Origin of the sequence: Streptomyces sp. NPDC007164 (assembly GCF_040634135.1) — a bacterium.
Lineage (GTDB): Bacteria > Actinomycetota > Actinomycetes > Streptomycetales > Streptomycetaceae > Streptomyces > Streptomyces sanglieri.
In genome coordinates, this window is record NZ_JBEYFB010000006.1 from 124,445 (window position 1) to 151,388 (window position 26,944).

General features: G+C 72.4%; 26 protein-coding genes and 5 tRNA genes. 20 read left to right on the plus strand and 11 right to left on the minus strand.

Features of this window, described 5'->3' with window-relative positions; all coding sequences use genetic code 11:
• Window positions 1-39: 39 nt before the first annotated feature.
• On the minus strand, window positions 40-711 hold the full coding sequence (locus tag ABZ622_RS12010; protein ID WP_266917157.1) for a lysophospholipid acyltransferase family protein: 672 nt from the start codon (window positions 709-711) through the stop codon (window positions 40-42).
• Window positions 712-945: 234 nt separating this feature from the next.
• On the opposite strand from ABZ622_RS12010, the gene ABZ622_RS12015 reads away from it, so the two are divergent.
• The 3 genes from ABZ622_RS12015 (at window position 946) to ABZ622_RS12025 (ending at window position 3,325) form a co-directional block, all read left to right on the plus strand.
• Window positions 946-2,124: a glycerophosphodiester phosphodiesterase gene (locus tag ABZ622_RS12015; protein WP_360542229.1), complete on the plus strand. Its 1,179-nt coding sequence runs from the start codon at window positions 946-948 to the stop codon at window positions 2,122-2,124.
• A gap of 94 nt (window positions 2,125-2,218) precedes the next feature.
• A complete protein-coding gene (locus ABZ622_RS12020) occupies window positions 2,219-2,785 on the plus strand; it encodes a sigma-70 family RNA polymerase sigma factor (protein WP_360542230.1) in 567 nt (188 codons plus the stop codon).
• Window positions 2,786-2,821: 36 nt separating this feature from the next.
• The gene (locus tag ABZ622_RS12025; protein ID WP_360542231.1) at window positions 2,822-3,325 is read left to right on the plus strand and encodes a GNAT family N-acetyltransferase; all 504 of its coding nucleotides are present in this window, start codon (window positions 2,822-2,824) and stop codon (window positions 3,323-3,325) included.
• A gap of 29 nt (window positions 3,326-3,354) precedes the next feature.
• Here ABZ622_RS12025 and ABZ622_RS12030 read toward each other — a convergent pair whose 3' ends face one another.
• Complete coding sequence (locus ABZ622_RS12030; RefSeq protein ID WP_360542232.1) at window positions 3,355-3,792, minus strand: hypothetical protein; 438 nt, start codon at window positions 3,790-3,792, stop codon at window positions 3,355-3,357.
• 2 nt (window positions 3,793-3,794) lie between these two features.
• Window positions 3,795-4,154: a hypothetical protein gene (locus ABZ622_RS12035; RefSeq protein ID WP_360542233.1), complete on the minus strand. Its 360-nt coding sequence runs from the start codon at window positions 4,152-4,154 to the stop codon at window positions 3,795-3,797.
• Window positions 4,155-4,775: 621 nt separating this feature from the next.
• Between ABZ622_RS12035 and ABZ622_RS12040 the strand changes: the two genes are divergently transcribed.
• The 8 genes from ABZ622_RS12040 to ABZ622_RS12075 all read left to right on the plus strand — a co-directional run bounded on the left by ABZ622_RS12040 (window position 4,776) and on the right by ABZ622_RS12075 (window position 15,762).
• On the plus strand, window positions 4,776-5,837 hold the full coding sequence (locus ABZ622_RS12040) for an ATP-binding cassette domain-containing protein (RefSeq protein ID WP_360542234.1): 1,062 nt from the start codon (window positions 4,776-4,778) through the stop codon (window positions 5,835-5,837).
• Window positions 5,834-6,505: a methionine ABC transporter permease gene (locus ABZ622_RS12045; RefSeq protein ID WP_266917165.1), complete on the plus strand. Its 672-nt coding sequence runs from the start codon at window positions 5,834-5,836 to the stop codon at window positions 6,503-6,505. The genes ABZ622_RS12040 and ABZ622_RS12045 overlap by 4 nt, the downstream gene beginning before the upstream one ends.
• Window positions 6,506-6,580: 75 nt before the next feature.
• Entirely contained in the window at window positions 6,581-7,447 is an 867-nt protein-coding gene (locus tag ABZ622_RS12050) for a MetQ/NlpA family ABC transporter substrate-binding protein (protein WP_360542235.1), read from the plus strand.
• A gap of 140 nt (window positions 7,448-7,587) precedes the next feature.
• Window positions 7,588-8,235 carry a GNAT family N-acetyltransferase gene (locus ABZ622_RS12055; RefSeq protein WP_124719375.1) on the plus strand — a complete coding sequence of 216 codons (648 nt, stop codon included), beginning with the start codon at window positions 7,588-7,590 and terminating at the stop codon, window positions 8,233-8,235.
• A gap of 107 nt (window positions 8,236-8,342) precedes the next feature.
• Window positions 8,343-9,581 carry a precorrin-6y C5,15-methyltransferase (decarboxylating) subunit CbiE gene (gene cbiE, locus ABZ622_RS12060; RefSeq protein ID WP_360542236.1) on the plus strand — a complete coding sequence of 413 codons (1,239 nt, stop codon included), beginning with the start codon at window positions 8,343-8,345 and terminating at the stop codon, window positions 9,579-9,581.
• Between the two features lie 333 nt (window positions 9,582-9,914).
• Window positions 9,915-13,379, plus strand: coding sequence for a nicotinate-nucleotide--dimethylbenzimidazole phosphoribosyltransferase (gene cobT / locus ABZ622_RS12065; RefSeq protein WP_360542237.1), 3,465 nt, complete (start codon window positions 9,915-9,917; stop codon window positions 13,377-13,379).
• A gap of 207 nt (window positions 13,380-13,586) precedes the next feature.
• A complete protein-coding gene (gene cobA / locus ABZ622_RS12070; protein ID WP_360542238.1) occupies window positions 13,587-14,843 on the plus strand; it encodes a uroporphyrinogen-III C-methyltransferase in 1,257 nt (418 codons plus the stop codon).
• A 100-nt stretch (window positions 14,844-14,943) separates the two neighbouring features.
• Window positions 14,944-15,762 (plus strand): RNA methyltransferase, encoded by an 819-nt coding sequence (locus ABZ622_RS12075; RefSeq protein WP_342279809.1) that lies wholly within the window; start codon window positions 14,944-14,946, stop codon window positions 15,760-15,762.
• Between the two features lie 40 nt (window positions 15,763-15,802).
• Here ABZ622_RS12075 and ABZ622_RS12080 read toward each other — a convergent pair whose 3' ends face one another.
• A complete protein-coding gene (locus tag ABZ622_RS12080) occupies window positions 15,803-17,149 on the minus strand; it encodes a serine/threonine-protein kinase (protein ID WP_360542239.1) in 1,347 nt (448 codons plus the stop codon).
• Between the two features lie 617 nt (window positions 17,150-17,766).
• Between ABZ622_RS12080 and ABZ622_RS12085 the strand changes: the two genes are divergently transcribed.
• From ABZ622_RS12085 to ABZ622_RS12095, 3 genes are all read left to right on the plus strand, one after another.
• Entirely contained in the window at window positions 17,767-17,973 is a 207-nt protein-coding gene (locus tag ABZ622_RS12085; RefSeq protein WP_124718801.1) for a hypothetical protein, read from the plus strand.
• A 288-nt stretch (window positions 17,974-18,261) separates the two neighbouring features.
• Window positions 18,262-19,233: an aminoglycoside phosphotransferase family protein gene (locus ABZ622_RS12090; protein ID WP_360542240.1), complete on the plus strand. Its 972-nt coding sequence runs from the start codon at window positions 18,262-18,264 to the stop codon at window positions 19,231-19,233.
• A gap of 68 nt (window positions 19,234-19,301) precedes the next feature.
• The gene (locus ABZ622_RS12095) at window positions 19,302-19,583 is read left to right on the plus strand and encodes a zf-TFIIB domain-containing protein (protein ID WP_360542241.1); all 282 of its coding nucleotides are present in this window, start codon (window positions 19,302-19,304) and stop codon (window positions 19,581-19,583) included.
• A 163-nt stretch (window positions 19,584-19,746) separates the two neighbouring features.
• On the opposite strand, the gene ABZ622_RS12100 is transcribed toward ABZ622_RS12095, so the two are convergent.
• The 5 genes from ABZ622_RS12100 to ABZ622_RS12120 all read right to left on the minus strand — a co-directional run bounded on the left by ABZ622_RS12100 (window position 19,747) and on the right by ABZ622_RS12120 (window position 20,193).
• Window positions 19,747-19,821: transfer RNA gene (locus ABZ622_RS12100), tRNA-Val, on the minus strand.
• Window positions 19,822-19,844: 23 nt separating this feature from the next.
• Window positions 19,845-19,916, minus strand: a tRNA-Val gene (locus ABZ622_RS12105).
• A 20-nt stretch (window positions 19,917-19,936) separates the two neighbouring features.
• A tRNA-Val gene (locus tag ABZ622_RS12110) sits at window positions 19,937-20,008 on the minus strand.
• A gap of 1 nt (window position 20,009) precedes the next feature.
• A tRNA-Cys gene (locus tag ABZ622_RS12115) sits at window positions 20,010-20,083 on the minus strand.
• Between the two features lie 37 nt (window positions 20,084-20,120).
• Window positions 20,121-20,193: transfer RNA gene (locus tag ABZ622_RS12120), tRNA-Gly, on the minus strand.
• 145 nt (window positions 20,194-20,338) lie between these two features.
• Here ABZ622_RS12120 and ABZ622_RS12125 point away from each other — a divergent pair.
• The 3 genes from ABZ622_RS12125 (at window position 20,339) to ABZ622_RS12135 (ending at window position 23,113) form a co-directional block, all read left to right on the plus strand.
• Window positions 20,339-21,394, plus strand: coding sequence for a chorismate-binding protein (locus ABZ622_RS12125; protein ID WP_360542242.1), 1,056 nt, complete (start codon window positions 20,339-20,341; stop codon window positions 21,392-21,394).
• Window positions 21,391-22,212, plus strand: coding sequence for an aminodeoxychorismate lyase (locus tag ABZ622_RS12130; protein ID WP_360542243.1), 822 nt, complete (start codon window positions 21,391-21,393; stop codon window positions 22,210-22,212). The genes ABZ622_RS12125 and ABZ622_RS12130 overlap by 4 nt, the downstream gene beginning before the upstream one ends.
• Before the next feature lie 64 nt (window positions 22,213-22,276).
• Window positions 22,277-23,113: a GNAT family N-acetyltransferase gene (locus tag ABZ622_RS12135; protein ID WP_360542244.1), complete on the plus strand. Its 837-nt coding sequence runs from the start codon at window positions 22,277-22,279 to the stop codon at window positions 23,111-23,113.
• Between the two features lie 36 nt (window positions 23,114-23,149).
• On the opposite strand, the gene ABZ622_RS12140 is transcribed toward ABZ622_RS12135, so the two are convergent.
• Window positions 23,150-23,665 (minus strand): DsbA family protein, encoded by a 516-nt coding sequence (locus ABZ622_RS12140; RefSeq protein ID WP_360542245.1) that lies wholly within the window; start codon window positions 23,663-23,665, stop codon window positions 23,150-23,152.
• Window positions 23,666-23,867: 202 nt separating this feature from the next.
• Here ABZ622_RS12140 and ABZ622_RS12145 point away from each other — a divergent pair, with 202 nt between their 5' ends.
• The 3 genes from ABZ622_RS12145 (at window position 23,868) to ABZ622_RS12155 (ending at window position 26,050) form a co-directional block, all read left to right on the plus strand.
• Window positions 23,868-24,323: a hypothetical protein gene (locus ABZ622_RS12145; protein ID WP_360542246.1), complete on the plus strand. Its 456-nt coding sequence runs from the start codon at window positions 23,868-23,870 to the stop codon at window positions 24,321-24,323.
• A 288-nt stretch (window positions 24,324-24,611) separates the two neighbouring features.
• Window positions 24,612-25,631, plus strand: coding sequence for a LacI family DNA-binding transcriptional regulator (locus ABZ622_RS12150; RefSeq protein ID WP_360542247.1), 1,020 nt, complete (start codon window positions 24,612-24,614; stop codon window positions 25,629-25,631).
• A gap of 263 nt (window positions 25,632-25,894) precedes the next feature.
• Window positions 25,895-26,050, plus strand: coding sequence for a hypothetical protein (locus ABZ622_RS12155; RefSeq protein ID WP_360542248.1), 156 nt, complete (start codon window positions 25,895-25,897; stop codon window positions 26,048-26,050).
• A 4-nt stretch (window positions 26,051-26,054) separates the two neighbouring features.
• Here ABZ622_RS12155 and ABZ622_RS12160 read toward each other — a convergent pair whose 3' ends face one another.
• Window positions 26,055-26,642 (minus strand): CGNR zinc finger domain-containing protein, encoded by a 588-nt coding sequence (locus ABZ622_RS12160; protein ID WP_360542249.1) that lies wholly within the window; start codon window positions 26,640-26,642, stop codon window positions 26,055-26,057.
• Window positions 26,643-26,944: the final 302 nt, after the last annotated feature.

The following is a 26,944-nucleotide window of genomic DNA, read 5'->3' on the forward strand; positions in this document are numbered from 1 at the left end:
ACGTCGTCCTGGCGCGCCGCTCCGCGCGTCCGCGTCCGCTCAGGCGGCCTTGGCCTTCGTGGCGTACATGTCGACGTACTCCTGACCGGACAGCCGCATCACCTCGGCCATCACCGAGTCGGTCACCGCCCGCAGCACATAGCGGTCGCGGTCCATGCCCTCGTACCGGGAGAACTCCATCGGCTCACCGAAGCGGACCGTCACCTTGCCGGGACGCGGCAGGCCGGCCCCGCCGGGCTGCAGCTTGTCCGTACCGATCATCGCGAACGGCACCACCGGCGCGCCCGTCATCAGCGTCAGCCGGGCGATGCCCGTGCGGCCCCGGTACAGACGGCCGTCGGGGGAGCGGGTGCCCTCGGGGTAGATGGCGAACGCCTTGCCCTCCTCCAGCACCCGACGGCCCGTCATCAGTGCCGCGACGCCGCCGCGCCCGCCGTCCCGGTCCACCGGGATCATGCCGCAGCCGGTGAAGAACCACGCCATCGCCCGGCCCTTGAGTCCCTTGCCCGTCACGTACTCGTCCTTGCCGATGTAGTACACCGGCCGGTCGCAGCAGATGGGCATGATCATCGAGTCGATGAACGTCAGATGGTTGCCCGCGAGGATCACCGGACCGTCCCCGGGGATGTTCTCCACGCCCTCGACCTGGGGGCGGAACATGAGGCGCAAGATCGGTCCGAGCACTGCCTTGATGAGTGCGTGTCGGGACAACGGTTCCTCCGGTGTAGTGGCCGGGCCGGCCGAGGTGCGGGATCGTGACGGTCCATGCAGGTGAGGACGATACTCGCGGGTGCGCGCGGATCGCACATCGGGTTCACGGAGCGGATACGTGGCGTTGACGTGAGTTTGCGCCATGTTCGTCCAGGAGCTGCCTCCATGACGGTACTGCTGCCTACGCTCGGGCCTCGCCCGACAGGTGCCAGACATCACACGCGAGGAGCATTCATGACTGAGCGCGCGCAGGCCGGACCCGGCCGCAGGACCATGCTGGGAGCCGGAGCCGCCGTACTGGGCACCGCCGCCCTCGGACTGGCGGGCGGCCCGGCCGACGCCGCGGGCAACACCGCCGGGAAGGAATCCGCGAGGCACGGCGGCCGCGGATTCCGCCTCGACCTGCCGGTGCCCACCGTCATCGGACACCGCGGCGCCAGCGGCTACCGGCCCGAGCACACCCTCGGCTCCTACCAGCTGGCCCTCGACATGGGCGCGCACATAGTCGAGCAGGACCTGGTGCCGACCCGGGACGGCCACCTCGTATGCCGTCACGAGAACGACATCACCGCCACCACCGATGTCGCCGACCACCCCGAGTTCGCGAACCGCAGGACCACCAAGAAGGTCGACGGCGTCTCCCTCACCGGCTGGTTCACCGAGGACTTCACCCTCGCCGAACTCAAGACGCTGCGGGCCAAGGAGCGCATCCCCGGCACCCGCCAGAAGAACACGCTCTACGACGGCCGCTGGGAGATCCCCACCTTCGAGGAGGTGCTGCGCTGGGCCGACCGTGAGGGCCGCAGGCGCCGCAAGCCCGTCTGGCTGTACGTCGAGATCAAGCACCCCACCTACTTCCGCGGCCTCGGCCTCGGTCTGGAGGAGCCGCTCGCCAAGCTGCTGCGCCGCTACGACCGGCACCGTCGGCAGTCGCCGCTCATCCTCCAGTCCTTCGAGCCCGGCAGCATCCAGCGGTTGTCCCGGCTCGTCGCGACCCCGCGCGTCGTCCTGCTCTCCGGCGCGGGCGAGCGCCCCTGGGACTTCGTGACCTCCGGCGACCCGCGCACCGTCGCGGACCTGGTGAAGCCCGAGGGCCTGAAGTGGATGGCCTCCTTCGCCCAGGGCATCGGCCCCACCCTGGACCTGGTCATCCCCAAGGACTCCTCGGGGCGGCTCACCGCGCCGACCACCCTGGTGAAGGACGCGCACGCGCAGGGCCTGGTCCTGCACCCCTACACCATGCGCAACGAGAACAGCTTCCTGCCCGCCGACTTCCGGCGCGGCACGGACCCCAACGCCTACGGTGACGCGTTCGGCGCGTTCCAGACGTACTTCGCGACGGGCATCGACGGAATCTTCTCCGACAACCCGGACACCGCCCTGCTCGCCGCGGCGGACCACAACGCGAGGTGACGACCGCGTCAGCACCCGGCCGGGGCGTGCCCCGGTCGGGTGGTGCTCGCCCGGTACGGCAACCGGCCGCCGTCACGGGCGCGTCGGCCGGGGCATGACCCTTCTCGATCTTGCTCCCGCAGCTTCTGCTCCCGCCCCCGTGACCTTCGTGCATGCCCTGTATCCGCTGGTGAGCGCCGAGGCCAGGGCCGAGGCGGCCGCCTCGGTGACGGGGGCGGCGGTCGAACCGGCCGACCTCGAACAGGCGGTCTGGCTGCGGCTGCTGGAGCGGCTCGCGGGCCAGGGGCCACCGGTGGACCCGGCCCGCTGGGTGCGGGACGCGGTCCGGGCGGAGGCCCGCAGGGCCCGCCGCACCACCCGGCACGAACGCCCCTACCGCGACGAGGCCGCCGCGGATCCGGCCGGCTGCCCCGAGCGGCTCGCCCTCGGCGCCGACGAACGGCGGGCGCTGCGCGCGGCGGTGGACCGGCTGCCCGGCAGGTGTGCCCGGGTGATGGCGGCGATGCTCGCGCCCGGCGATCCCACCTACCGGGAAATCGCAGGGAAGTTGGGTATGTCACAGGGGAGTTTGGGCCCGGTCCGTTCCCGTTGCCTTGGATGTCTGCGCAGAATGCTCGCGGCGGAGGTTGCTGCTCCTGAACTGCGGGGAAAGGAGCGTTAGACAACCGGTGGATCAGGTGGGCGGAGGCATGCGCGGATGGGCATGAACGTGATCATCTCGGCGGCGACGGCACAGGACGCCGAACAGATCTTGAAACTCCAGTACCTCTGCTTCCAGAGCGAGGCGGAGCTGTACGGGAACTACCGGATCGACCCGCTCGTCCAGACCCTCGACTCGTTGCACGCCGAGATCGCCACGAACCTGGTGTTCGTGGCGCGGCTGGGTGACGAGGTCGTCGGCTCGGTCCGGGGGGCCGTCGGCGAGGACGGGGCGGGGGAGATCGGCAGGCTCTGCGTCCACCCCCGGCTCCAGGGGCACGGGCTCGGTGCCCGGCTGCTGCGGGCGGCGGAGGCGGGGCTCACCGACGAGCGGTCGGCCACCTTGTTCCGACTGCACACCGGCCATCGCAGCGAGAGCAATCTGCGGCTCTACCGGCGGGCGGGTTACGCGCCCGTGGGCAACGAGACCGGCCGGGACGGCGTCCTGATGATCCTGCTGGAGAAGGACGCCACGAAACCGGCGTACGTCGCCAGCGCGTAGGCAGGATCCGCGTGGCGGGCGCGCCGGAGTTACGCGGTCCTGGCCCGGCGCAGCCACATCATCCCGGTGACCGGCAGGATCACCGGGATGAACAGGTATCCCATGCCGAAGTCGGACCAGACGGTGGCGTCCGCGAACGCCGAGGGCTCCGCCATCGTCCAGGTCCCGACGACCAGCACGCCCAGCAGCTCCGCGGCGCAGCACACCAGCGCGGACCTGCGGGCCTTCTCGCCCCCGCGCACCAGCGAGTACGTGATGAATCCGTACACCAGCGCGGCGACGGCCGACAGTACGTAGGCGAGCGGCGCCTTGCCGAAGTCCAGGATCATCTGGACGATCGAGCGGGAGGCGGCCGCGACGGTGAACACCCCGTAGAACCAGACCAGTACCCGGCCGGGGCCGGTGCCGAGGTCGAAGGGCTGCTTCTCGCCGATGGCCGCCGCGGGGGTGCGATCGGTGTCGGTCACGGTCAGTTCCCCCAGATGTCGTAGAGCCGCACTTCGAGGACGGCCAGCACGACCGCGCCCGCCGCCACCGTCACCGAACCCCACCGGGTCCGCTCGGTCAGCGACAGGAAACCCGCCGCCGGCACCGCGAGGAAGGCCCCGATCAGATACGCGATGAAGATCGTCATGCCCTGCTCGGGCCGTTGGCCCCGGGACAGCTGCACGATGCCCACCACCAGCTGGGCCAGCGCCAGCAGCGAGACCACGGCCATCCCGATGAAGTGCCAGTCCTTGGTCGGCTGGTCCCGGTACGCGGCGAATCCGCACCAGGCGGCGAGGGCGAGCGCGGTCACGGCGACCGCGACCGTCAGGGCGACAAGCATGGAGCGAGGGTATTACGGACCAAACGGCCCCCTGCGTGCGCCCCCCGCCGCCGCTCCCGGCGGGTCGCGGACCGGGCGGCGACCGGGACGGGGGCCGTGGCCTTTGCCACAGCCCACGACCGTTCCGGACCGGTCGCGGATACCGGCGCCGATTGCCTCTCCGCGCCCTCTCCGTCGTATCGGCGCAGGTCACAGCCGGGCAGGCGGGAATCGCGGAAACCGGCCGGGCCGTCTCACCACACCATCCACGACTGTCCGCTATTCGGACAGCGGGGTCGGCAGGAACGTTACGTCTGTTTTACTTGGCCCATGACCACGACGAGCAACCGCATCCTTGCGACCGAGGCGATCACGACGCCCGGTGCTCGTTGTATGTGTCGAATGCGCACCTTCTGAGGGCCCCCGCCCGATCCTCGCGCCCCGAAGCGAGACCGAGCCCGAGCCGTCCGCATCCAGCGGAACGAGCCTGCCCCAGCACCGCTGCCCGGCCACCCGCCGCCCCGAGCCGTGCCGAGATCCCAGCTTGGAACGTCCGATCGAAACGTCCGAACAGTCTCATCAGACGAATGCCCCGTGCCCGGCGGACACCGCGCCGCGCACTCGACAGTGACGGAAACCCCTGTGATCACCACTTCGGGCCTCACGAAGGTCTACCAGTCGCGCGGCCGTGAGGTCACCGCCCTGGACGGCGTCGACCTGCACGTCCGCGAGGGCGAGGTGCACGGCGTCATCGGACAGAGCGGCGCCGGCAAGTCCTCCCTGATCCGCTGCATCAATCTCCTGGAGCGCCCCACTTCCGGCACCGTGACCGTGGCAGGCCAGGACCTCACCGCACTCGCCGGACGCGGCCGCCGGGCCGGCAAGGAGCTGCGCGAGGCGCGCAGCCGCATCGGCATGGTCTTCCAGCACTTCAACCTGCTGGCCTCCCGCACCGTCCAGGCCAACATCGAACTCCCGCTGGAGATCCTCGGCGTCCCGGGCCGGGACCGCTCCCGCAAGGCCCTCGAACTCCTCGACCTGGTCGGCCTCGCCGACAAGGCCAGGGCCTACCCCGGCCAGCTCTCCGGAGGCCAGAAGCAGCGCGTCGGCATCGCCCGCGCCCTCGCCGGGGACCCCAAGGTGCTGCTCTCCGACGAGGCCACCTCGGCCCTCGACCCCGAGACCACCCGCTCCATCCTCCAGCTGCTGCGCGACCTCAACCAGCAGCTCGGACTGACCGTCCTGCTCATCACGCACGAGATGGACGTCGTCAAGACGATCTGCGACTCCGCCGCGCTGATGCAGAAGGGCCGCATCGTCGAGTCCGGCACCGTCGGCGAACTCCTCGCCACCCCCGGCTCCGAACTGGCCCACGAGCTGTTCCCCGTCGGCGGCGCGGCCTCCGGCCCTGACAGCACGGTCGTCGACGTCACCTTCCACGGCGACGCGGCCGGCCGGCCGGTGATCTCCCAGCTCTCCCGCACGTACAACATCGACATCTCGATCCTGGGCGCGGCGATGGACACCGTCGGCGGCAAGCAGATCGGCCGCATGCGCATCGAGCTGCCCGGCCGCTTCGAGGAGAACGTCGTCCCGATCGGCTTCCTGCGCGAGCAGGGCCTCCAGGCGGAGGTCGTGGAGAACGACGGCCCCGCCATCCCCGTACAGACCCCCGCCCCGCTCACCAAGGAGGTGGCGAAGTGACCTGGTCCGAAATGCAGCCGCTGCTCACCCAGGGGACCATCGACACCCTCTACATGGTGCTCTGGTCCACGGTCGTCACCGTGCTCGTCGGGCTGCCGCTCGGCGTCCTGCTGGTCCTCACCGACAAGGGCGGACTGCTCCGGAACGCCCCGGTGAACAAGGTCATCGGCGTGATCGTGAACATCGGCCGCTCGCTGCCGTTCATCATCCTGCTGATCGCCCTGATCCCCTTCACCACCTGGGTCGTCGGCACCTTCATCGGCCCGTCCGCGATGATCGTGCCGCTCTCCGTCGGCGCCATCCCCTTCTTCGCCCGGCTCGTCGAGACCGCCGTCCGCGAGGTCGACCACGGGCTCGTCGAGGCCGTCCAGTCGATGGGCGGATCCATCCCCACGATCGTCCGCAAGGTGCTCCTGCCGCAGTCGCTGCCCTCGCTCGTCTCCGGCGTCACCACCACCGTCATCGTGCTCATCGGCTACTCCGCGATGGCCGGCGCGGTCGGCGGCGAAGGTCTCGGCTCCAAGGCCGTCACCTACGGATTCCAGCGCTTCGACAACCGGTTCATGCTCATCACCGTCGCGCTGCTGATCGTCATCGTGACCGTGATCCAGCTGATCGGCGACGGCGCCGTACGCCTGCTGGCCCGCCGCGGCCGCACCACCACCTGAGACTTCCACTCCGCTCACAAGCCCGAACTCCTTGTCCGGGCGCACCACCATCACCACCGGAAAGAGGCACTTTTCGTGCGTAAGAACATCAAGATCACCGCGGCTGCCGCCGCCACCGCCGCCCTCGCCTTCGGCCTCACCGCCTGCGGCACCTCGTCCGACCCGGGCGCCAAGAGCGAGACCGGCGCCAAGGCCGACACCTCCAAGGCACTCGTCGTCGCCGCGTCCCCGACGCCGCACGCCGACATCCTGGGCTTCGTCGAGAAGAACCTGGCGAAGAAGGCGGGCCTCAAGCTGGAGGTCAAGGAGTTCACGGACTACGTCCTGCCGAACACCGCCACCGAGACCGGCCAGGTCGACGCCAACTTCTTCCAGCACCAGCCCTACCTGGACGACTTCAACAAGAAGAAGAACACCCACCTGGTCTCCGTCGGCACCGTCCACCTGGAGCCGCTCGGCCTCTACTCCAAGAAGGTCAAGGACCTCAAGGACATCAAGGCCGGCCAGACCGTCGCCGTCCCCAACGACACCACCAACGAGGGCCGCGCCCTCCAGCTGCTCGCCGAGAACGGCCTCATCACCCTCAAGGACGGCGTCGGCACCAGCGCCAAGCTGAGCGACATCACCGACAAGAAGGGCCTGGAGTTCAAGGAGCTGGAGGCCGCCACCGTGCCCCGCGCCCTGGACGACGTCGACGCCGCCGTCATCAACGGCAACTACGCGATCGAGGCCGACCTCAAGCCCGCCAAGGACTCCCTGGTGCTGGAGAAGGCCGACGGCAACCCCTACGCCAACATCATCGCCGTGAAGAAGGGCAACGAGAAGGACGCCCGCGTCCAGAAGCTCGTGGAGCTCCTGCACTCCGACGAGGTCAAGAAGTACATCGAGGACACCTACCAGGGCTCCATCGTCCCGGCCTTCGGCACCGCCGCCAAGTCCTGACACCCACACGGCATTTGTCCCACGAGCCCCGCGCACCCCACCCGGGGGGCGCGGGGCTCCGTCGTGCGGACCCGCCCATGCGCACCACCGCCCCGATGCTGCATGCTGTGCCTTTAACGGTCTTCGGCATGGAGCTGCGCATGACTTCCACCTTTCCGGACATCTCCATCAGCACGGATCGGTTGGTGCTGCGCCCCTTCGACATGGCGGACGTCCCCGCGTACATCGAGATGATGAACGACGAACTCGTCGTCGCCTGGACCGAGGCCCCCTACCCCTACACCCAGGTCGACGCCGAACGCTGGGTCCGCAGGATCGCCCCCGCCCAGCGCACCGGCGGCGACGGCATCGTCCTCGCCGTCACCGAATTCCTCACCCAGCGCCTGGTCGGCTCGGTCCGGCTCCGCAACACCGACTGGCGCACCCGCGCCACCGAGGCCGCCTACATCACCGCCCCCTGGGCCCGCGGCGAGGGATACGCCACCGAGTCCGTACTCGCACTGGCCCAATGGCTCTTCCGCGACCAGGGCTTCGAACGCATCGAGCTGCGGACCGCCGCCGACAACACCGCCTCCCAGCAGGTCGCCCAGAAGCTCGGCTGCATCAGCGAGGGAGTCCTGCGCAACGCCCGGATAGCGCGGACCCGGACCGAGAACGGCACGGACGGCGGCTGGACCGACATCAGGACCGACCTGATCGTCTGGGGCCTGCTCCCCGAAGACCTCGAAGGCGTCGCCGAGCAGCTCGCCGACGCAGGCGGCTACGGCGCCTACAACGACTGGAACTGACCCCGCGAAGGGGCCCCGACCCTGCGTCGGCACGGACCGGGTACTCTCACCCTGTCCGACCCACACCGCCATCCCCACCTGCGACGACTCCAGGAGACTGACGAAAGATGGCCGATCGGGTCACCGTGATCGGCTGGGACGGCTCGCCACTGACCGCAGCGGCCACCGCCGCCCTCTCGGCCGCCACGCTCGTCGCCGGAGCCGCCCACCACCTCGCCCTTCCCGAAGTCCCGGCGAACGCCGAACGCATCCGCCTGGGCTCCATCGACCTCGCCGCCCGCCGGATCGCCGGCCACCGGGGCAGCGCCGTGGTCCTCGCCGACGGGGATCCCGGCTTCTTCGGAGTCGTACGCAACCTCCGCGCACCCGAACACGGCCTGGAGGTCGAGGTCGTCCCGGCCGTGTCGTCGGTCGCCGCCGCCTTCGCCCGCGCGGGCATGCCGTGGGAGGACGCCCGGACGGTCGTCGCCCACCCCCGCACCCTGCGCCGCGCCGTGAACGTCTGCCGCGCCCACCACAAGGTCGCCGTCCTCACCTCGCCCGGCGCCGGACCCGCCGAACTCGCCCTGCTCCTCGAAGGCGTCCACCGCACCTTCGTCATCTGCGAGGAGCTCGGCACCAGCCGCGAACAGGTCACCGTCGTCACCTCCGAGAAGGCCGCCGACCACGTCTGGCGCGACCCCAACGTGGTCATCGTCATCGGCGGCGGACCCGAACCGCAGGCCGCCGGCGCCTGGATCGCGGGCGGCCTCCCCGCCCGCCCCCACGACGTACGCGGCTGGGCGCTGCCCACCGAGGCGTACGCCGGCGCGGCCACCGGGGCCGCAGCGGAGAGCGGCGAGGGCGGGTCCCCGGGGCTGCGCGCCGCCCAGCTGGCCCGCCTCGGCCCCCGGACCGGCGACCTCCTGTGGGACATCGGCTCCGGCAGCGGGGCCCTGGCCGTGGAGGCGGCCCGCTTCGGCGCGGCGGTCCTGGCGGTCGACAGCGACCCGGCTGCCTGTGCCCGGACCGCGGCGGCGGCGCGGGCGTTCGGCGTGCAGCTCCAGGTCGTCGAGGGCCGGGCCCCCCATGTGCTGGAACGACTGCCGGAACCCGATGTCGTACGGATCGGGGGCGGCGGGGTGCCCGTCGTCACCGCCGTCACCGAACGGCGGCCGGAACGCATCGTGACCCATGCCTCGACCCGGGACGAGGCCGAGGCGCTCGGCGCCGCCCTGAGCGGGAACGGATACACGGTCCGCTGCTCGCTCCTCCAGTCCGTCGAACTCGACACGGCAGCCTGGTCGGAGCGCGAACGATCGGTCGTGTTCCTCCTGTCGGCGCTGCGTTCCGACCTCGCCCCGTGACCCGGTCGGCGTACAGCGCGAGGTAGGCTGGCCGATCGTTGCACCGCGCCCGGACGTTCGTCGCTTCGTTCGTCAATGTCCGGAAAAGGGGACCGTTTTGGCCCTCGTTGTGGTACGGCAGAACCGGGGGACGCGCGACGTGGCGCAGTCCACAGCGGGCCGTGGCGAAATGAGCTGCCGCGGTGGCGTTCGGCCGCGAGAATGCAGTATGTCCGCGACCGATTCGTGCCGCGCGGCGAGCCCGCTCGTTCTTGTTGACGAGCGCCGGCGTGCCGTGTTCGGGCGTCCCGGGCGAAGGGCCGAAGGAGCACTGACGATGGGCGAGGGGTACGCATGAGTGACACCGGCCAGATCCCGGTCGAGGGACTGCCGGAGAACGCAGGCACGGTGGAGCAGCCGGGCGTCGCCGCCCCGGACGCCTACACCTACCTCGCTCCCTCCGAGCATGTCTCCGAGGACGAAGACCTCCTCCTGATGCCGAGCCCGCAGGGAGCCTGGAGCGACCCGCAGGCCGTACCGGCCCCGGGCCAGTACCCCGAGGGCATCGCCTCCCAGGCCCCGCTGCCCGGACAGGGGGCCTACCAGGCCCAGCCCGTGGCACAGCCCTATGCCCAGCCGGCCGGCGAGACCCCCGCGCAGCCCCAGGGCCCCGTCCAGGTCCAGGTGCAGGAGCCCGTGCAGGCCCAGGCCGCGCAGGCGTACGCCGCTCAGCAGGCGGCGGCGGAGCAGCTGCCCGGGACCGGCCAGGGAACCCACGAGTCCGGTGGCCGCGACTCCGGTTCGGTCGACCTGACGGGCGTACGCATCCCGTCGCCCACCCCGGCCCCCGCTCCGGCCGCCCAGACCCAGACCCCGGCGCGCCAGCCGCTGCACCGCGGCCCGGTCGTGCCCGACGGCACGCCGTCCTACGGCGGTGCGCCGACCGGCGGAGTCGTGCGTTCGCTCGCCGACCGCGGACCCGCGGGCGCGCCCCAGGCGCAGGCCCGCGCCCAGGCCCCCGCACGGCACGCCGGACCGCCGACCACCGGCCCGGAGTACTTCGAGCTGCCGGCTGACGACGCCTCGGCGCTGCCGGGCCCGCAGCTCGGCGAGATCCTGCCGCAGGGCGGCAGCCCGTGGGGGGCCCAGGCCCCGCAGCCGGAGGCCGCCCCGGTGGCAGCAGAATCGGTCGTTCCGGAGCAGGCCGCCCCGGAGCAGGCCGCCCCGGAGCAGGCCGCCCCGGAGCAGGCCGTTTCGGAGCCGGTCGCCTCGGAGCCGGTGGCCTCGGAGCCGATGCCCGTGCCGGTGCCCGAGACGCAGCTGGTCCAGGCCGCTCCGGTCGCGGCACCGGCGGCCGTGGCCGCTCCCGTTCCCGCCGCCGAACCGGTCCCGGCCGAGGCCGGGACGCCCGCGGAGGTCCCGGCCGAGATCCCCGCCGAAGCGATCGCGCCGCAGGACGACGCGGAAGCCGTCCCCATGGGCCAGTTCGTGCCCGTGGAGGGTTCGGTACCGACGACTCCGCACCTGGCCCCGACCCCCGTGGCCGAGGAGAACGTCGCGGCGGAGCCCGTGGCCGAGGCAGAGCCCGAAGCCGAGGTCGCGGCAGAGCCCGAGCCCGAGGCCGAGCGCGTGCCGATCGCCCTGGGGCCCGTGGCGTCGGTGGAGCCCGTCGCGGCCGAGGCCGTCGTCGAGCCTTCCGAACCGGCCGAGCCCGCCGCGACCGCCGAGGTCGTCGAGCCCGCCGTGGCCCCCGGGGCCGAGGCGCCGGCGGTGTCCGAGCCGGAGCCCGAACAGGGCCCCGAGGTCATCGAGACCCCGGACATCACGCCCCTCGCGGAGGCCGCGAAGGCCATGGAGGCCGTTCCCGTCGCGGAGGCCGGCCCGGTGGATGCCGTACAGCCCGAGGCGCAGCCCGAAGCCCTGCCCGTCGAAGTCCAGGTCCAGGAGCCCGCCGTGGCCGCCCCGGCCCAGGCCCCGGCCCTTGAGCCGGAAGCCGCTGACGCCGCTGAAGCCGAGGCCCCGGAGGCGCCGGACGCCTCCGGCGCCCCCGAGGCGTCCGAGCCCGAAGAGGCCGCGGCTCCCGCCGGCCCGCCGGCCCCCGGCTACGACGACGCCGAGCGCGAGGCGGTGCTCCGCGTCATGCGTGAGCGCCGTGACATCCGTAACGGCTTCCGCAGCGACCCCATCCCGCACGAGGTTCTGCTCCGCGTCCTGGAAGCCGCACACACGGCGCCCAGCGTCGGCCACTCGCAGCCCTGGGACTTCGTGGTCATCCGCTCGGCGGAGACCCGCCGCTCCATGCACGAACTGGCACAGCGTCAGCGCGACGCCTACGCCAAGTCGCTGCCCAAGGGCCGGGCCAAGCAGTTCAAGGAACTGAAGATCGAGGCCATCCTCGACACCCCGGTGAACATCGTCGTCACCGCGGACCCCACCCGTGGCGGCCGCCACACCCTCGGCCGGCATACCCAGCCGCAGATGGCCCCGTACTCCTCCGCGCTCGCCGTCGAGAACCTGTGGCTCGCCGCCCGCGCCGAAGGCCTCGGCGTCGGCTGGGTCAGCTTCTTCGACGAGCGCGAGATGGTCCGGGCCCTCGGCCTGCCGGAGCACCTCGAAGTCGTGGCGTACCTGTGCGTCGGTTACGTCGACGAGTTCCCCGAGGAGCCCGAGCTGATGCAGGCGGGCTGGTCCAAGCGCCGCCCGCTGTCCTGGGTCGTCCACGAGGAGACCTACGGCCGCCGCGCCCTGCCCGGCGAGGAGCCGCACGACCTCCTGCAGGAGACCATCTCCAACATCCGTCCGCTGGACGCCAAGGCGCTCGGCGAGGCGTGGGAACGCCAGAAGCGGATGACCAAGCCCGCCGGCGCGCTCGGCATGCTGGAGATCATCTCGGCACAGCTGTCCGGGCTCTCCCGGATGTGCCCGCCGCCGATCCCGGAGCCCGCGGCCGTCGCGATCTTCGCGGGCGACCACGGGGTGCACGCCCAGGGCGTCACGGCCTGGCCGCAGGAGGTCACCGGCCAGATGGTCGCCAACTTCCTCGGCGGCGGAGCGGTCTGCAACGCGTTCGCGGCCCAGGTCGGCGCCGAGGTGTGCGTGGTCGACGTCGGCGTGGCCATGGAGCTGCCCGCCACACCCGGCCTGCTGCCCCGCAAGGTGCGCGCCGGAACGGCCGACTTCACCACCGGTCCCGCGCTCACCCGCGAAGAGGTGCTCGCCGCGATCGAGGTCGGCATCGAGACCGCCCGCGATCTGGTCGCGGCCGGCAACAAGGGCCTGCTCACCGGCGAGATGGGCATCGCCAACACCACGGCGTCGGCCGCGCTGATCTGCGTGTACACGGGCATGGACCCGGCCGAGGTGACCGGTCGCGGCACCGGCATCAACGACGAGATGCACGCCCGCAAGGTCGACGTCGTACGCCGCGCCCTCGAACTGCACCAGCCCGACCCGGCCGACCCGATCGGCGTGCTCGCCGCGGTCGGCGGTCTGGAGCACGCCGCGATGGCGGGCTTCCTGCTGGGCGGCGCCTCGCTCCGCACGCCGGTCATCCTGGACGGTGTCAGCGCGGGCGCCGCGGCCCTGGTCGCGCGGGCGATCGCCCCCGAGGCCCTCGCCGCCTGCATCGCGGGCCACCGCAGCGCCGAGCCCGGCCATGTCGCCGCCCTCAACAAGCTGGGCCTGCGCCCGCTGGTCGACCTCGACCTCCGCCTCGGCGAAGGCACCGGGGCGCTGCTGGCGCTGCCGATCGTGCAGAGCGCGGCGCGGGCGATGCACGAAGTCGCGACGTTCGACTCGGCGGGCGTCACCGAGAAGTAGCACCCGGCCACGGCCGACCCGGCCCGGCGCCATGAGCGCCGGGCCGGGTACGTGGTTCCCGGCAGGGGCCAGGGTTTCGGGCGGGGCAGCCCCCGCCCGCGCCCCGGCGCACCCCGTATCGTGGACCCACCCACAAAACCGCACGTCACAGCCGCTCCACCGTCGCAGCGGCCCGCACCCCGCACCGCACGAGGAGTCCGCACCGCCATGGCCGAGCACGCCGATCACCCCGCGTACCCCGTCGGACTGCGCCTGAGCGGGCGCCGCGTCGTCGTCGTCGGCGGCGGCCAGGTCGCGCAGCGCCGCCTGCCCACGCTCATCGCGGCCGGCGCCGACATCACCCTCGTGTCGCCGTCCGCCACCCCGGCCGTCGAGGCGATGGCCGACGCCGGTGAGATCCGCTGGGAGCGCCGCCGGTACGAGGACGGGGACCTGGCCGACACCTGGTACGCGCTCATCGCCTCCGACGACGACGCCGCCAACGACGCCGCGTCCGCCGAGGCCGAGCGCACCCGCACCTGGTGCGTGCGCAGCGACAACGCCGATGTGGCGACCGCTTGGACCCCGGCGACCGGCCGCAGCGAGGGCGTGACCGTCGCCGTCCTGTCCACCGACGCCCAGGGCCGCGACCCGCGCCACTCCGCCGCCGTCCGCGACGCCATCGTCGAGGGACTGCGCGACGGCACGCTCGCCGCCCCGCACCACCGCACCCGGCCCGCCCCCGGGGTCTCCCTGGTCGGCGGCGGCCCCGGCGACCCCGACCTGATCACCGTGCGCGGCCGCCGCCTCCTCGCCGAGGCCGATGTCGTCATCGCCGACCGGCTCGGCCCGCGCGACCTGCTCGACGAACTGCCGCCGCACGTCCAGGTGATCGACGCCTCGAAGATCCCGTACGGACGCTTCATGGCCCAGGAGGCGATCAACCAGGCGCTCATCGAGCACGCCAGGGCAGGCAAGGCCGTCGTACGGCTCAAGGGCGGCGACCCGTTCGTCTTCGGCCGGGGCATGGAGGAGGCACAGGCGCTCGCCGCCGAGGGCATCCCGTGCACCGTGGTCCCCGGCATCTCCAGCTCGATCTCCGTGCCCGGGGCGGCCGGAATCCCCGTCACCCACCGCGGGGTCGCCCATGAGTTCACCGTCGTCAGCGGCCATGTCGCCCCCGACGACGAGCGCTCGCTGGTCGACTGGGAGGCGATCGCCCGGCTGCGCGGCACCCTGGTCCTGCTGATGGCCGTCGACAAGATCGGCGCCATCGCCCGGGCCCTCGTCGCCCACGGCAAGTCGCCGGACACCCCGGTCGCCCTGGTCCAGGAGGGCACCACGGCGGCTCAGCGCCGCGTCGACGCGACCCTGGCGACCGTCGCCGAACGGGCCGCCGCCGAGGACGTACGTCCCCCCGCGGTCATCGTCATCGGCGATGTCGTCGCGGTCGGCACCGGCGCCGCACCGCGCCCCGCCGAATAGCCGGCCCGGACACCGCCCGCACCCCCACCGAGTAACCAGCGGTAACGGATCTTCCTCCGAGCCGTTGGCACCACACACCGGACAAGGCAGTATCAAACCCGTGGCTGATCTCATCACCGTCGACGACCCCGACGACCCCCGACTGCGTGACTACACCGGACTGACCGACGTCGAACTCCGGCGCAGGCGGGAGCCCGCGGAGGGCCTCTTCATCGCCGAGGGCGAGAAGGTCATCAGACGCGCCAGACACGCCGGGTACGAGATGCGCTCGATGCTGCTCTCGGCGAAGTGGGTCGACCTCATGCGGGACGTCATCGACGAGGTCCCGGCCCCGGTGTACGCGGTCAGCCCCGAACTCGCCGAGCGGGTCACCGGCTACCACGTGCACCGTGGCGCGCTCGCCTCGATGCAGCGCAAGCCGCTCCCGACGGCCGACGAACTGCTGACGACGGCCCGCCGGGTCGTGGTCATGGAGGCCGTCAACGACCACACCAACATCGGGGCGATCTTCCGCAGCGCCGCCGCCCTCGGCATGGACGCCGTGCTGCTCTCCCCGGACTGCGCCGACCCGCTCTACCGGCGCTCCGTCAAGGTCTCGATGGGCGCGGTCTTCTCCGTCCCCTACGCCCGTCTCGGCACCTGGCCCAAGGACCTGGAGACCGTACGGGAAGCGGGCTTCAGGCTCCTCGCGCTGACCCCGGACGAAAAGGCCGGCAGCATCGACGAGGCGGCACCGCACCGGATGGACAGGGTGGCCCTGATGCTGGGCGCCGAGGGCGACGGGCTGTCCACCCGGGCCCTGGTCGCCGCCGACGAATGGGTGCGCATCCCGATGGCGCACGGCGTGGACTCGCTCAACGTGGGAGCGGCCGCGGCGGTCGCCTTCTACGCGGTGGCATCGGGCCGCCCGCAGAACTGACCGGGCAACTGCGCGGGCAGTCACCCGCGCACCCGACCGGCTAGGGCGTGTCCAGTCGCCGGTCCTGCGGCGGGGTCTCGAACCGGGCGTGGCTCCGGTCCTGCTTCGGGCCCGGATCCGTCCCCAGCCCCCGGGACGGCCCCTGGCAGCCCTGGGCCGCCGCGATGCCGAGCGCCACCAGCAGGGTCACCACGACGAAGACGACGAGCCGCTGCCGCAGCAGCCGCGGATTGGCGGGACGCAGCCCCGCCGAAGTCGTACGGGCCCCGGGCCGCGTTCCCGGCCGGCCGTTCGCCCCGTTCGTACCCTGCGGGCGCCGCCCGGACCGGGTGGTGTTGCGCGGCGGCTGATGCTGCTGGGGGCGCGACCCACCGGTCCGGGGCGACCCGGCCCGCGACGACGAGGACGGCCTGCTGCCCTGCGGTTGCTTCTGCTTCTGCTGACGGGGCGCGGGAGGAGCCGCCCGCCGGGTCTGCTGCTCGGTGTACGGGCCGTCGAGACGGCCGGTCGGCCGGTCCAGTTCCTGCGCCGAACGCTGCACGGGCGGCCGGCTCTCATGCAGCCCCTGCGCCTCCCGCGCCGCGATCTCCTTGAGCCGCATGGAGAGTTGGAGCGTGCTCGGCCGCTCCTCCGGGTCCTTCGCCAGACAGGCGCTCACCAGTGGCGCGAGGGCATCGTGCACATCGCGCAACTGGGCCTCCTCGTGCACCACGCGGTACAGCATCACCTCGGAACTGCCGTGCCCGAAGGGCGAGTCGGCCATGGCCGCGTACGCGAGCGTGGCCCCGAGCGAGAACACATCGGTCGCGGGCGTCACGGCCGCGCCGCGCACCTGCTCGGGCGCCAGGAACCCGGGCGAGCCCACCGCCGTACCGACATGGGTGAGGGTGGAGGCACCGGTCGCCCAGGCGATCCCGAAGTCGATGATCCGGGGGCCCTTGGGGGAGAGGAGGATGTTCGACGGCTTCAGATCGCGGTGGACGACACCGGCCTCGTGCACCGCCACCAGGCCCTCGGAGAGCGCGGCCCCGATCGAGGCCACCTCGGCCGCCGACAGCGGCCCCTCCTCGGCGACCTTGTCGTGCAGCGAGGGGCCCGGTACGTACTGCGTGGCGAACCACGGACGGTCCGCCTCCAGGTCCGCGGCCACCAGCCGCGCCGTGCAGCCGCCCCGGATCCGCCGTGCGGCGGACACCTCGCGCGCGAAGCGGGAGCGGAACTCCTGATCCTCCGCCAGATCCGGGCGGATCACCTTCAGCGCCACCCGCTGGCCCCGCCGGTCCGAGCCCAGGTAGACGACACCCATACCGCCCGCACCGAGCCGCCGGTGCAGCCTGAACGAGCCGACGACACGCGGGTCCTCGCGCCGGAGCCGCATCATCGCCATGTCTGCCCATCCCCGCTGCCTGGTCCGCCTGACGAGGCACAGCTTACGTACCCGGCGCCCGGGGTGCTCAGAGGCCGCGCCCTCACCGGCCGATCGATTGTCCGTGCGCGGCCCGCTCCCTGACGGGGCATGGGTCCCGGACGGATGCCGTGCCGGCCGGGTCCGGACCCCAAGACGGTTGCGGCGAGAGGTGGTTGGAGCGCCACCGGACATCCGAGGTACGGCGCCGGCCTCGGCCGGGACGGGCGCCCGCGGCCCCCGCCGGCGTACCGGAGCGGGCCGCCGGGAAGCGGGGGAGGGAAGGGTGAGTGAAGTCACGGTGCCCGTCGCCGCGCGCCCCGGTGGGCCACGTCGCACAACGGCTCCCGGTGCCGCGCGGATCGCGCCGCCGACCCCGGGTACCCCCTCCGGGATGTCCCCGGGGTCGGGCGCCCGGTCTCCACCCAGGGGAGTACGCCGACGGCCCGCGGCTCATCCTCCGGGAGGCCCGGCAATCGGTACGCGGGCATGACGCCCGCAGCACGCCGCGTCCCTAATGTTGAGGTCAAGCGGCGGGCGCCATACTCGTCCCCCGAGGTCACACGCCCGCCGCCCCACATCGAGTCAGGAGAGGAACCATGGCGGACACGGCACCGCGGACCATGATCCGCGCAGGACGCAGGGCCCAAGCCTCGTTCGGCAGCCGCCCGTCCTCCGGCACCCGCCACCCGCTGGTGGCGACGGCGATGGTTCTTCCTCTGGCGGCCCTGCTCGTGGTCGTCTTCGGCGGCTGGGACGCAGTGGTCACACAGGCGTCGTCCGTGGGCGTGATGCTGGGGCGCTGAGCGGCGCCCCGGGTCCGGAAGAGCGGTCCGGACCGGGACATCCGGCCAACAACCCCGTGGGGACGGGGGTGCGGCGGACGGCAGCGTTTGTCCGGTCAGCTGGGGAGCTGACCGGACATCGCGCTTTCCGGGGCCGTTCGCAGCCCGGCGGCGCCCGCGCCGCCCGCGAGTCCTTCCGTCGCAGTGGCGCTCACCGCCGTCCGCGGCCGATTCCGGCGCGCGTACGCTCATCGGCGGGCCCGGTGCGGACCGGGCCCGGTCCGCACCAGTCCGCCACCGGGGGAGACCGTGCCCACCGCAGTCGTACGCGCGCTGGGCGATCTCGCCCATCGGGCCGCCCACGAACACCCCGGGGCCCCGTGCGCCTGCCCGCCCCCGACAGTGCTCGCGGACCGTGCGGACGGCACGGTGGTCCGCAGCGGGGCCGTCGTGGCCAAGGCCCACGCCCCCGACACGGACACCCCCGGCCTGCTCACCCGCCTCACCCTCGCGAACGACCCACATCTGACCGGCATTCTGCTCGCCCCGCTGATCTCCGGCCCCTGCGCGCCGCCCGCCACCCTCCACGGCCGCCCGGTCACCCTCTGGCCCCACGGCCGGCCCGTCGACCCCGGCGACCCGGACGCCGCCCCCTGGGAGGAGGCCGCCGTCCTGCTGGCCGGGCTGCACCGGACCCCGGCCCCGGCCTCCCTCGCGCTCCCGCCCATGCGAGGCCCCGCGAAGGCCGCGCTCGCCGTCGCCCGGATGCGGGCCGCCCGGCCCGGCGACCCGGCCACCGCCCCCGTACTCGAAGCCTGGCGCCGACTGCCGGCCTGGGCCCGCGACGAGGCCGCCGCGCCCCCGCACAGGTCGCGCTTCCTCTGCCACGGCGATCTGCACCTCGGCCAGCTCGTCCGCCACCCGGCCCCGCACGGACCCTGGCTGCTCATCGACGTGGACGACGCGGGTCTCGGCGACCCCGCCTGGGACCTCGCCCGCCCCGCCGCCTGGTACGCGGCCGGGATCCTGCCCCCCGAGGTCTGGCTCCGCTTCCTGGACGCCTACCGGGCAGCGGGCGGCCCCGCCGTGTCCGCCGAGGGCGACCCCTGGCCGGACCTGGATGTGCCGGCCCGCGCGCTGACCGTGCAGGCCGCCGCGCTCGCATGCGCCAAGTCGGCGGTGGAGGACCGCACTCCGGATGAGGTGGAAGAGACAATGATCGACGCCTGTGCCCGAATTGCATCTCTCCCGCCCGAGTTGGGCGCCGAACACTCGTCGTAGGCTGAACCGACCGTCGGCGGGCATGAATTCCGGCGACGGCGACCCGACGGCGAGGAGTGAGCCGAACCATGCAGTGTCCCAAGTGCCACGCACAGATGAACACGTACAACCGCAACGGCATACAGATCGAGCAGTGCAGCGGCTGCCGGGGAATCTTCCTCGACTACGGCGAGCTGGAGTCCCTCACCCGCATCGAGTCGCAGTGGACGCAGCAGGCCCCGCCCGCACCGCCGGCCCCGCAGGCGTACCCGTCCGCCCCGGCGCCCGCCTGGGGCGCCCCGCAGCACCACGGCGGCCACGGCGGTCACTACCGCCACAAGAGCTTCGGTCGCATGCTCTTCTCGTCCTGAACGGGACACCAGCTGAACGGGACACCACCACTGAGTGCGTGACCGAGGGCCCGGACGCGTTCCGTCCGGGCCCGCAGTGCCTCCGCGCCCGAAGGCGCGCGCCGGAAGCGACGTACTCCGGAAACGACGAAGCCCCGGTCGTCGGGACGACCGGGGCTTCTGGTGGTGCGCGATACTGGGATTGAACCAGTGACCTCTTCCGTGTCAGGGAAGCGCTCTCCCGCTGAGCTAATCGCGCAGGGTGAACCTGCGTGTACTGCGTGCGCGATACTGGGATTGAACCAGTGACCTCTTCCGTGTCAGGGAAGCGCTCTCCCGCTGAGCTAATCGCGCGGGGGATCCTTGCGGACCGGTGGACGATACTGGGATTGAACCAGTGACCTCTTCCGTGTCAGGGAAGCGCTCTCCCGCTGAGCTAATCGTCCTTGGAGGTGGAGACGGGATTTGAACCCGTGTAGACGGCTTTGCAGGCCGTTGCCTCGCCTCTCGGCCACTCCACCAGGAGTGAGGGTTCGGGAAGATCCCCCACTTTTTGCGAGCGGACGACCAGGTTCGAACTGGCGACCTCAACCTTGGCAAGGTTGCGCTCTACCAACTGAGCTACGTCCGCTTGTCTTTCCCGGTCCGCTTGCGCGTCCCGGCGACGTGTTGAACTCTAGCGGATTCCCGGGCCAGTACAAAAACGCGTTTGTGCAGCGTGCTGAGGTGCGTATGCCCCGGCGCAGGTCATCGCGGGCCGCCCTAGACTCGACGACGTGCACGACCTCGCTCCAATAGCCCGCTTCGGCGGCCTCGTCGCGTCCGATCTGCGGGACGTGACCAGTGATCCCGCAGCCCTTGAATCGTCCGGTTTCTGGGCCGTATCCGCCGATTTCGAGGGCCGCCTCGTATGCGCGCGCTTCGGATCCGTACGCACCGAAGCGGTGCCCGCCCCCGTGCCCGGCGCATGGCACGGGCCCGCGGTCGGTGACTGGACCTCGTCCCTGGACCGCGCCGCGTACATCGCGGGCGTACGCCGGATCCGTGAGTACATCGCGGGGGGCGAGGTGTACCAGGCCAACCTCTGCCGGGTGCTGACCGCGCCGCTGCCCGATCCGGACGCCGCCGACGTGGACGCGCTGACCGCGCTGCTGGCCCGCGGCAACCCCGCCCCGTACGCGGGAACGATCCGGCTGCCCGCGCACGGCGTGGAGACAGCCACCGCGTCCCCCGAACTCTTTCTGAAGCGGGACGGCCGGACCGTCGAATCGGGACCGATCAAGGGCACCGGGCGGACCGAGGGCGATCTGCTGGAGAAGGACCACGCGGAGAACGTGATGATCGTCGACCTGGTCCGCAACGACCTGGGCCGGGTCTGCGCGACCGGATCGGTCACCGTTCCCGACCTCTGCGTGGTCGAGAAGCACCCCGGCCTGGTCCACCTCGTCTCCACCGTGCGCGGGGAGCTCCCCGAGGGCGCCGGCTGGCCCGGACTCCTCGGCGCCGCGTTCCCGCCCGGCTCCGTCACGGGAGCACCCAAGTCCAGCGCCCTGCGGATCATCGAGGAGCTGGAGACCGCACCGCGCGGGCCCTACTGCGGGGGCATCGGCTGGGTCGACGCCGACCGCCGTACCGCCTCGCTCGCCGTCGGCATACGCACCTTCTGGATCGACCGGACCGGTCCCGCCCCGGTCCTCCGCTTCGGCACCGGGGCCGGCATCACCTGGGGCTCCGATCCGGAACGCGAGTGGGACGAGACCGAACTCAAGGCGTCCAGGCTGCTCTCCGTGGCGTCGGGCGATCACCAAAAAACCGGAAGGACCGCAGAATGAGGATTTGGGTCAACGGCGAACTGCGCGAGGCCGAAGACGCCAGGGTGTCCGTGCTCGACCACGGACTCACCGTGGGGGACGGCATCTTCGAGACGGTCAAGACCGTCGAGGGCAGGCCCTTCGCCCTCACCCGCCACCTCGGCCGGCTGACCCGCTCGGCCCGCGGCCTCGGACTCCCCGACCCCGACCTCGACGAGGTCCGCCGCGCCTGCGCCGACGTCATCGACGCCAACCCGATGGCACTCGGCAGGCTCCGCATCACCTATACCGGAGGGCTCTCCCCGCTCGGCTCCGACCGCGGCAACGCCGGACCGGGCCTCGTCGTCGCCCTCGGCGAGGCGGCCCGCCGTCCCGACACCACCGCCGTGATCACTGTCCCCTGGACGCGCAACGAACGCGGCGCGCTCACCGGCCTCAAGACCACCTCGTACGCCGAGAACGTCGTCGCCCTCGCCCGCGCACACGAGCACGGCGCTTCGGAGGCGCTCTTCGCCAACACCGCGGGGCAGCTCTGCGAGGGCACCGGGTCCAATGTCTTCGTCGTCCTCGACGGCCGGCTGCACACCCCGCCGGTCGCCTCCGGCTGCCTCGCCGGGATCACCCGCGCGCTGGCCGTGGAGTGGACGGGCGCGCAGGAGACCGAGCTGCCGTTCGACGTCCTGGAGCGGGCCGAGGAGATCTTCCTCACCTCCACCCTGCGCGATGTGCAGGCCGTCGACCGGGTGGACGGCCGCGAGCTGCCCGGCGGGGTCGGCCCCGTCACCGCCAAGGCGATGCGGATCTTCGACGAGCGGGCCGGAAACGACCTCGACCCGTAGAGCCGGGCAGGTCCGAACCGGAAATCGGGTGACGGGCCGGGCTCCAGCGGATAGAACATCTCCGATGACCACCACCCTCCGGCCGACCGGGCCGATCCAGCAAGGCGCCGACGGCGCGCAGATCCGCGCGTACGACGTGTGCGACAACGGGCGGCCCGTCGGCGCCGTCGAGATCGGCACCGATCCCGGATTCGGTACGAAGGCGGGCGTGCTGCGCTCCCTGCGCATCGACGAGTCCCGCCGCAGGCGCGGTCGTGGCACCATCGCGGCGCTGGCGGCCGAAGAGGTGCTGCGCGGCTGGGGCTGCACCCGGATGACCGTGCTGGTCCCGGCGGACGATCCGGCGGGGCACGCGCTGGCCACCACGCTGGGGTACGCCGAGCGCAGCAGGAACATGGTCAAACAACTGGATCCGGCCCCGCCCGCCCTGCCCGACGGTGTCAGCGCCCGGCCGATGACGGAGGAAGAGTTCGCGCGCTGGGAGCGCGACGCGATCACCGAGTACGCACAGACCTGGATCGAACGCGGCGTCCCCGCGGATCAGGCCATGCGGAAGGCCGAGACCAGCCACGCCCAGAACCTGCCGCACGGCCTCGCCACCGAGGGAACGCATCTGCACGTCCTCATGCACGAGGGCGAGGCCGTGGGCCTGGTCTGGGTGGCGCGGTACGAAATGCATCCGGGGATGCTGGTGGGCTACGTCTTCGACGTCGAGGTGCGTGCGGAGTTCCGGGGGCGGGGTTTCGGCCGGGCGCTGATGCTCCAGGCGGAACGCATCGCGCTCGGCGCGGGCGACGACCGGCTGGGACTGCACGTCCTCGCGTCCAACACACCTGCCCTGCGGCTGTACGAGTCGCTCGGATACCGGACGACTCGGTACAGCCTCGCCAAGAACCTCTGAGGACCGGGCCGCTCGGCGAGTGCCGGGTCGTTCAGCTCAGCTCCGCTCGGCGAGCAGCCGGTCGGCGATCTCCTCGATCCGCTCGCGCAGCCCGTCCTGGCTCTTGCCGCCGTCCAGCCGCTCGTCGCCGATCACATACGTCGGGGTGCCGGTGACGCCGATCGCCTTGCCCTCGGCCTGGTCGGCGTCGACGATCAGCATGTGGCGCCCGTCGATCAGCGCGGTGTCCATCTCCTCGGCGTCCAGGCCGAGTTCCCGTGCCACCTCGACGAGCAGCGGCTCACCGGTACGGGCGAGATCGGCGGCACGGGCGAGCACCGCCTCGATGTACGGCCAGCCCCTTCCCTGGTCCGCGGCCTCCTCGGCGGCCTGCGCGGCGGCGTAGGCGTGCTTGTGCTTCTCCAGCGGGAAGTGCCGCAGCCGCACCTCCAGCCGGTCGCCGTACTTGGCCCGCAGGGCGTGCACATCGGTGAGGGCCTGGTGACAGTCGGGGCACTGGAGCTCGCACCAGACGTCGAGGACGACGGGGGCCGCAGGGGTGGAATCGCTCATGCGGCCAGTCTCCCAGGGCGTGCGCGAGCCTCCCAATCGGCACCCGGTCCGCCGGGGCTCCCTACGGCCGGCCCGGCGCCGATCGGCACCTGGGGAGGATCCCGGCCCTGAAATGTCCCTGATGCGGTCCCGGATCGTGGCCACCGGGCCGGTCATCGGTGCAGGATGGAAGGGACGTTTCCCCTTGCGCCAGGAGGCACCGATGCTTGCCGAGACCATCTGCTCCGCGGTGTCCGCGGCGGGCCTGGGCATCGCCGCCGTCACCGCCTGGCGAAAGCGGTTCCTCGCCGCGGCCCGTATCGCCGCCTACTCCCTCGTCCCGATCGCGCTGGTCCTGACCGGGATCGTGGACTGGGTCGCCGGGATCGCCTTCAAGCCGAGTGTCTGGCTCGGTTTCGGGCTGCTCGCGGTGGCCTGGCTGCTGTTCATGACGACCCGGGCGATCGAGCGCCGAGGCGGCGGGACCCGCAAGGAGCGCCGGGCCGCCGCGCGGGCGGCACAGGGCGAGGCGGTCGCCCCCGCGGCCGCGGCGCCGTCCCTGGGCGCGGGGTCCCAGGGGACGCGGGACCGGCCGAAGGCGAAGTCCCGGCAGCAGTCCGCCGCGCCGGGCGAGGACTTCAGCGACATCGAGGCCATCCTGAAGAAGCACGGAATCTGATCCCTGCCTCTGCTTCTCCTTCTGCCTCCGATCCCGCTTCCGCCCCGGCTCCGGAGAGCCGGGGCGGTTGATCCATGGGCAATGAATCGATTCATGGATGATTGTTGACGGTGTACAGACGTAGAGCTAGCTTGTGGCGACCGGATTGAAACAATTCACTCCGTGGGGAGGGGCGGCTCGGGGAGCCGGGCTGTCCGGTTACGGGACCGGTCCGTCCCGTAACGCCGTCCGTACGATGGGGACACGCCGCAGACCGGTGCGGCCGAAGGCATCAGTGGGGCAGGACGAGTGGCGCGTGTGGCAGGGATCAAGGATGTGGCCCGGCAGGCCGGAGTCTCCGTGGGCACCGTGTCCAACGTGATCAACCGGCCCGAGGCGGTGCTGCCGGAGACCCGCGCCCGGGTGCTCGCCGCCATCGGGGAACTCGGTTACGTGCGCAGCGAGTCGGCGCGTCAGCTCAGGGCGGGCCGCAGCCGGATCATGGCGCTGCTCGTCCTCGACATGGGCAACCCGTTCTTCGTGGACGTGGCCCGCGGCGCCGAGCGCGCCGCCCGGGCGGCCGGTCTTGGTGTCATGGTCTGCAACAGTGACCAGAGCCCGACCGAGGAGGCCGAGTACCTCGGGCTCTTCGCCGAACAGCGGGTCTGCGGCGTTCTGGTCACCCCGGCCGACGCGACCGGCCGGAACCTGGAGGCGTTCGCCCGGCACCGGATCCCCTACGTGCTGGTGGACCGGGTGGCGCCGTCCACGGGGACCTGTGCGGTCTCCGTCGACGACGTCCGCGGCGGCGCCCTCGCCGTCGGTCACCTGGTCTCGGCCGGCCACCGCTCGGTGGCGTACGTCAGCGGCCCGGGCGACCTCCATCAGATCCGGGACCGGCGCGAAGGCGCCCTGGCGGCCCTCGCGGACGCCGGACTGCCGCCCGGGGCGCTGGTCGAGATCCCCTCCGACCGGCTGGACGTGGCGGCGGGCCGCGATGCCGGGGCCCGGCTGCTCGGCCTGGTGCCCCGGCCGACCGCGGTGTTCTGCGCCAACGACCTGCTCGCCCTGGGCGTGCTCCAGGCGCTGTACGCGGCGGGCGTCCGGGTGCCCCAGGACATCGCCATCGTCGGCTACGACGACATCGAATTCGCCGCCGCCGCTGCCGTACCGCTCACCTCGGTCCGCCAGCCCGCGGTCGTCATGGGCAGGATGGCTGCGGAGCTGCTGCTGGAGGAGTCGGACGACGAGGACGGCACGCACGAGCACCGCAGCGTGGTGCTCCAGCCGGAGCTCGTGGTGCGGGCGTCCAGCTCGACGCCGCGCTGAGACGGCGGAGCGGAAGCCGCCGGGGCGTGCCCACGGCATCCCGAATTCGCGGTGTGCGAGGCGGCGTTGGCCAGTGGCGACAGCGTCCTGACGTTCCGCTCGGGGGAGTTGGGGTACGCGGCGCTCCGGGCACGGCACCGAATGTGTGGCGGGCGATCGGACGCCGGAGCGAATCCGGACCGGTCCCGGGGTGGGTGAACTCCCGGTGCAAAAAGGCGTGTTGATCGCCAACGGGGGGTGGTCTGAGTCATGATCGTCCTGAGATGGTCGACACCTCCCGGGGCGATGTCCCCGCACGCCCTGACGAAGAGCCGCGCGGCTGCCTCTTCGCGCTCTCCCAGCCCCCTTTGATGATCTTCCTCGCGGTGGTCGGCAGCCTGTTGCTGATGGCCGCGCTGCACGATCTCTTCATGCTGTGAACGGTCAGCCGGCCGCTTCCTTGCGGCGTGCCCGGTACGCGGCCACATGCAGACGGTTGCCGCAGGTGCGGCTGGAGCAGTAGCGGCGGGAGCGGTTGCGGGACAGGTCGACGAAGGCGTGCCGGCAGTCCGGCGCCTCGCAGCGCCGCAGCCGTTCCTGCTCGCCGGCCACCACGATGAAGGCCAGCGCCATGCCGCAGTCGGCGGCGAGGTGGTCGGCGATCGACGCGTCCGGGGCGAAGTAGTGCACATGCCAGTCGTAGCCGTCGTGATTGCTGAGCTGGGGCGTGGTGCCGGCGGCGGCGACGAGCGTGTTGACGAGCGAGGCGGCGGTCCGGGCGTCGTCCGTCGCGAAGATCTCGGCGAAGCGCGTCCGTACGTCCCGTACCGCCCGCAGGTCCTTGTCGTGGAGCTCCTCCACGCCGCTGATCCGATGGCGCCGCGCGAAGTCGTAGAGCGCTTCGATGTCTGCGAGGCCGTCGCTCCGCCCGCTCTCCGGCTGCCCGCCCTCCGGGGGTTCGCTCTCCGGTGCGGTGTTCACCAGTTCGACCACCGTGTCGAGGGCGATCCGGGTGTCGTGGGGGATCAGCACGCTTCAGCTCCCTGCCTCCGGCGGGCGGGTGCCCGCCGATGCGGGCTGACTCTACTGGCTGGGTCGTGCCGCACAGAGGCCCGAGACGGCCCGTGGGGGGTGCGGAGAGCGGATATCGGCCACGGGCGGGTATTCATGGCCGGTGGGCGTCCCCCGGGGCGTGGGGCGGGCGTCACGAGCCCCGGGCGTGCACCGGCGCCGTCACCACGGTGGATTCCGTGATGACGGCGCCGGTGTCGGCCTTATGGGGTTTTCCGCGCGGCGCCGTCTCCCCGAGTCGGACGGCGCCGTGCAGCTCTCGG

What these genes read in the sequence shown, in the direction of transcription:
- cobT (WP_360542237.1), top strand. Translation starts at nt 9,915, where the DNA reads ATGAGTGACACCGGCCAGATCCCGGTCGAGGGACTGCCGGAGAACGCA.
- ABZ622_RS12055 (WP_124719375.1), top strand. Translation starts at nt 7,588, where the DNA reads ATGACTTCCACCTTTCCGGACATCTCCATCAGCACGGATCGGTTGGTG.
- ABZ622_RS12025 (WP_360542231.1), top strand. Translation starts at nt 2,822, where the DNA reads ATGGGCATGAACGTGATCATCTCGGCGGCGACGGCACAGGACGCCGAA.
- ABZ622_RS12155 (WP_360542248.1), top strand. Translation starts at nt 25,895, where the DNA reads ATGGTCGACACCTCCCGGGGCGATGTCCCCGCACGCCCTGACGAAGAG.
- ABZ622_RS12135 (WP_360542244.1), top strand. Translation starts at nt 22,277, where the DNA reads ATGACCACCACCCTCCGGCCGACCGGGCCGATCCAGCAAGGCGCCGAC.
- ABZ622_RS12085 (WP_124718801.1), top strand. Translation starts at nt 17,767, where the DNA reads ATGGCGGACACGGCACCGCGGACCATGATCCGCGCAGGACGCAGGGCC.
- cbiE (WP_360542236.1), top strand. Translation starts at nt 8,343, where the DNA reads ATGGCCGATCGGGTCACCGTGATCGGCTGGGACGGCTCGCCACTGACC.
- ABZ622_RS12145 (WP_360542246.1), top strand. Translation starts at nt 23,868, where the DNA reads ATGCTTGCCGAGACCATCTGCTCCGCGGTGTCCGCGGCGGGCCTGGGC.
- ABZ622_RS12095 (WP_360542241.1), top strand. Translation starts at nt 19,302, where the DNA reads ATGCAGTGTCCCAAGTGCCACGCACAGATGAACACGTACAACCGCAAC.
- ABZ622_RS12015 (WP_360542229.1), top strand. Translation starts at nt 946, where the DNA reads ATGACTGAGCGCGCGCAGGCCGGACCCGGCCGCAGGACCATGCTGGGA.
- ABZ622_RS12140 (WP_360542245.1), bottom strand. Translation starts at nt 23,665, where the DNA reads ATGAGCGATTCCACCCCTGCGGCCCCCGTCGTCCTCGACGTCTGGTGC.
- ABZ622_RS12080 (WP_360542239.1), bottom strand. Translation starts at nt 17,149, where the DNA reads ATGGCGATGATGCGGCTCCGGCGCGAGGACCCGCGTGTCGTCGGCTCG.
- ABZ622_RS12130 (WP_360542243.1), top strand. Translation starts at nt 21,391, where the DNA reads ATGAGGATTTGGGTCAACGGCGAACTGCGCGAGGCCGAAGACGCCAGG.
- ABZ622_RS12035 (WP_360542233.1), bottom strand. Translation starts at nt 4,154, where the DNA reads ATGCTTGTCGCCCTGACGGTCGCGGTCGCCGTGACCGCGCTCGCCCTC.
- cobA (WP_360542238.1), top strand. Translation starts at nt 13,587, where the DNA reads ATGGCCGAGCACGCCGATCACCCCGCGTACCCCGTCGGACTGCGCCTG.
- ABZ622_RS12020 (WP_360542230.1), top strand. Translation starts at nt 2,219, where the DNA reads ATGACCCTTCTCGATCTTGCTCCCGCAGCTTCTGCTCCCGCCCCCGTG.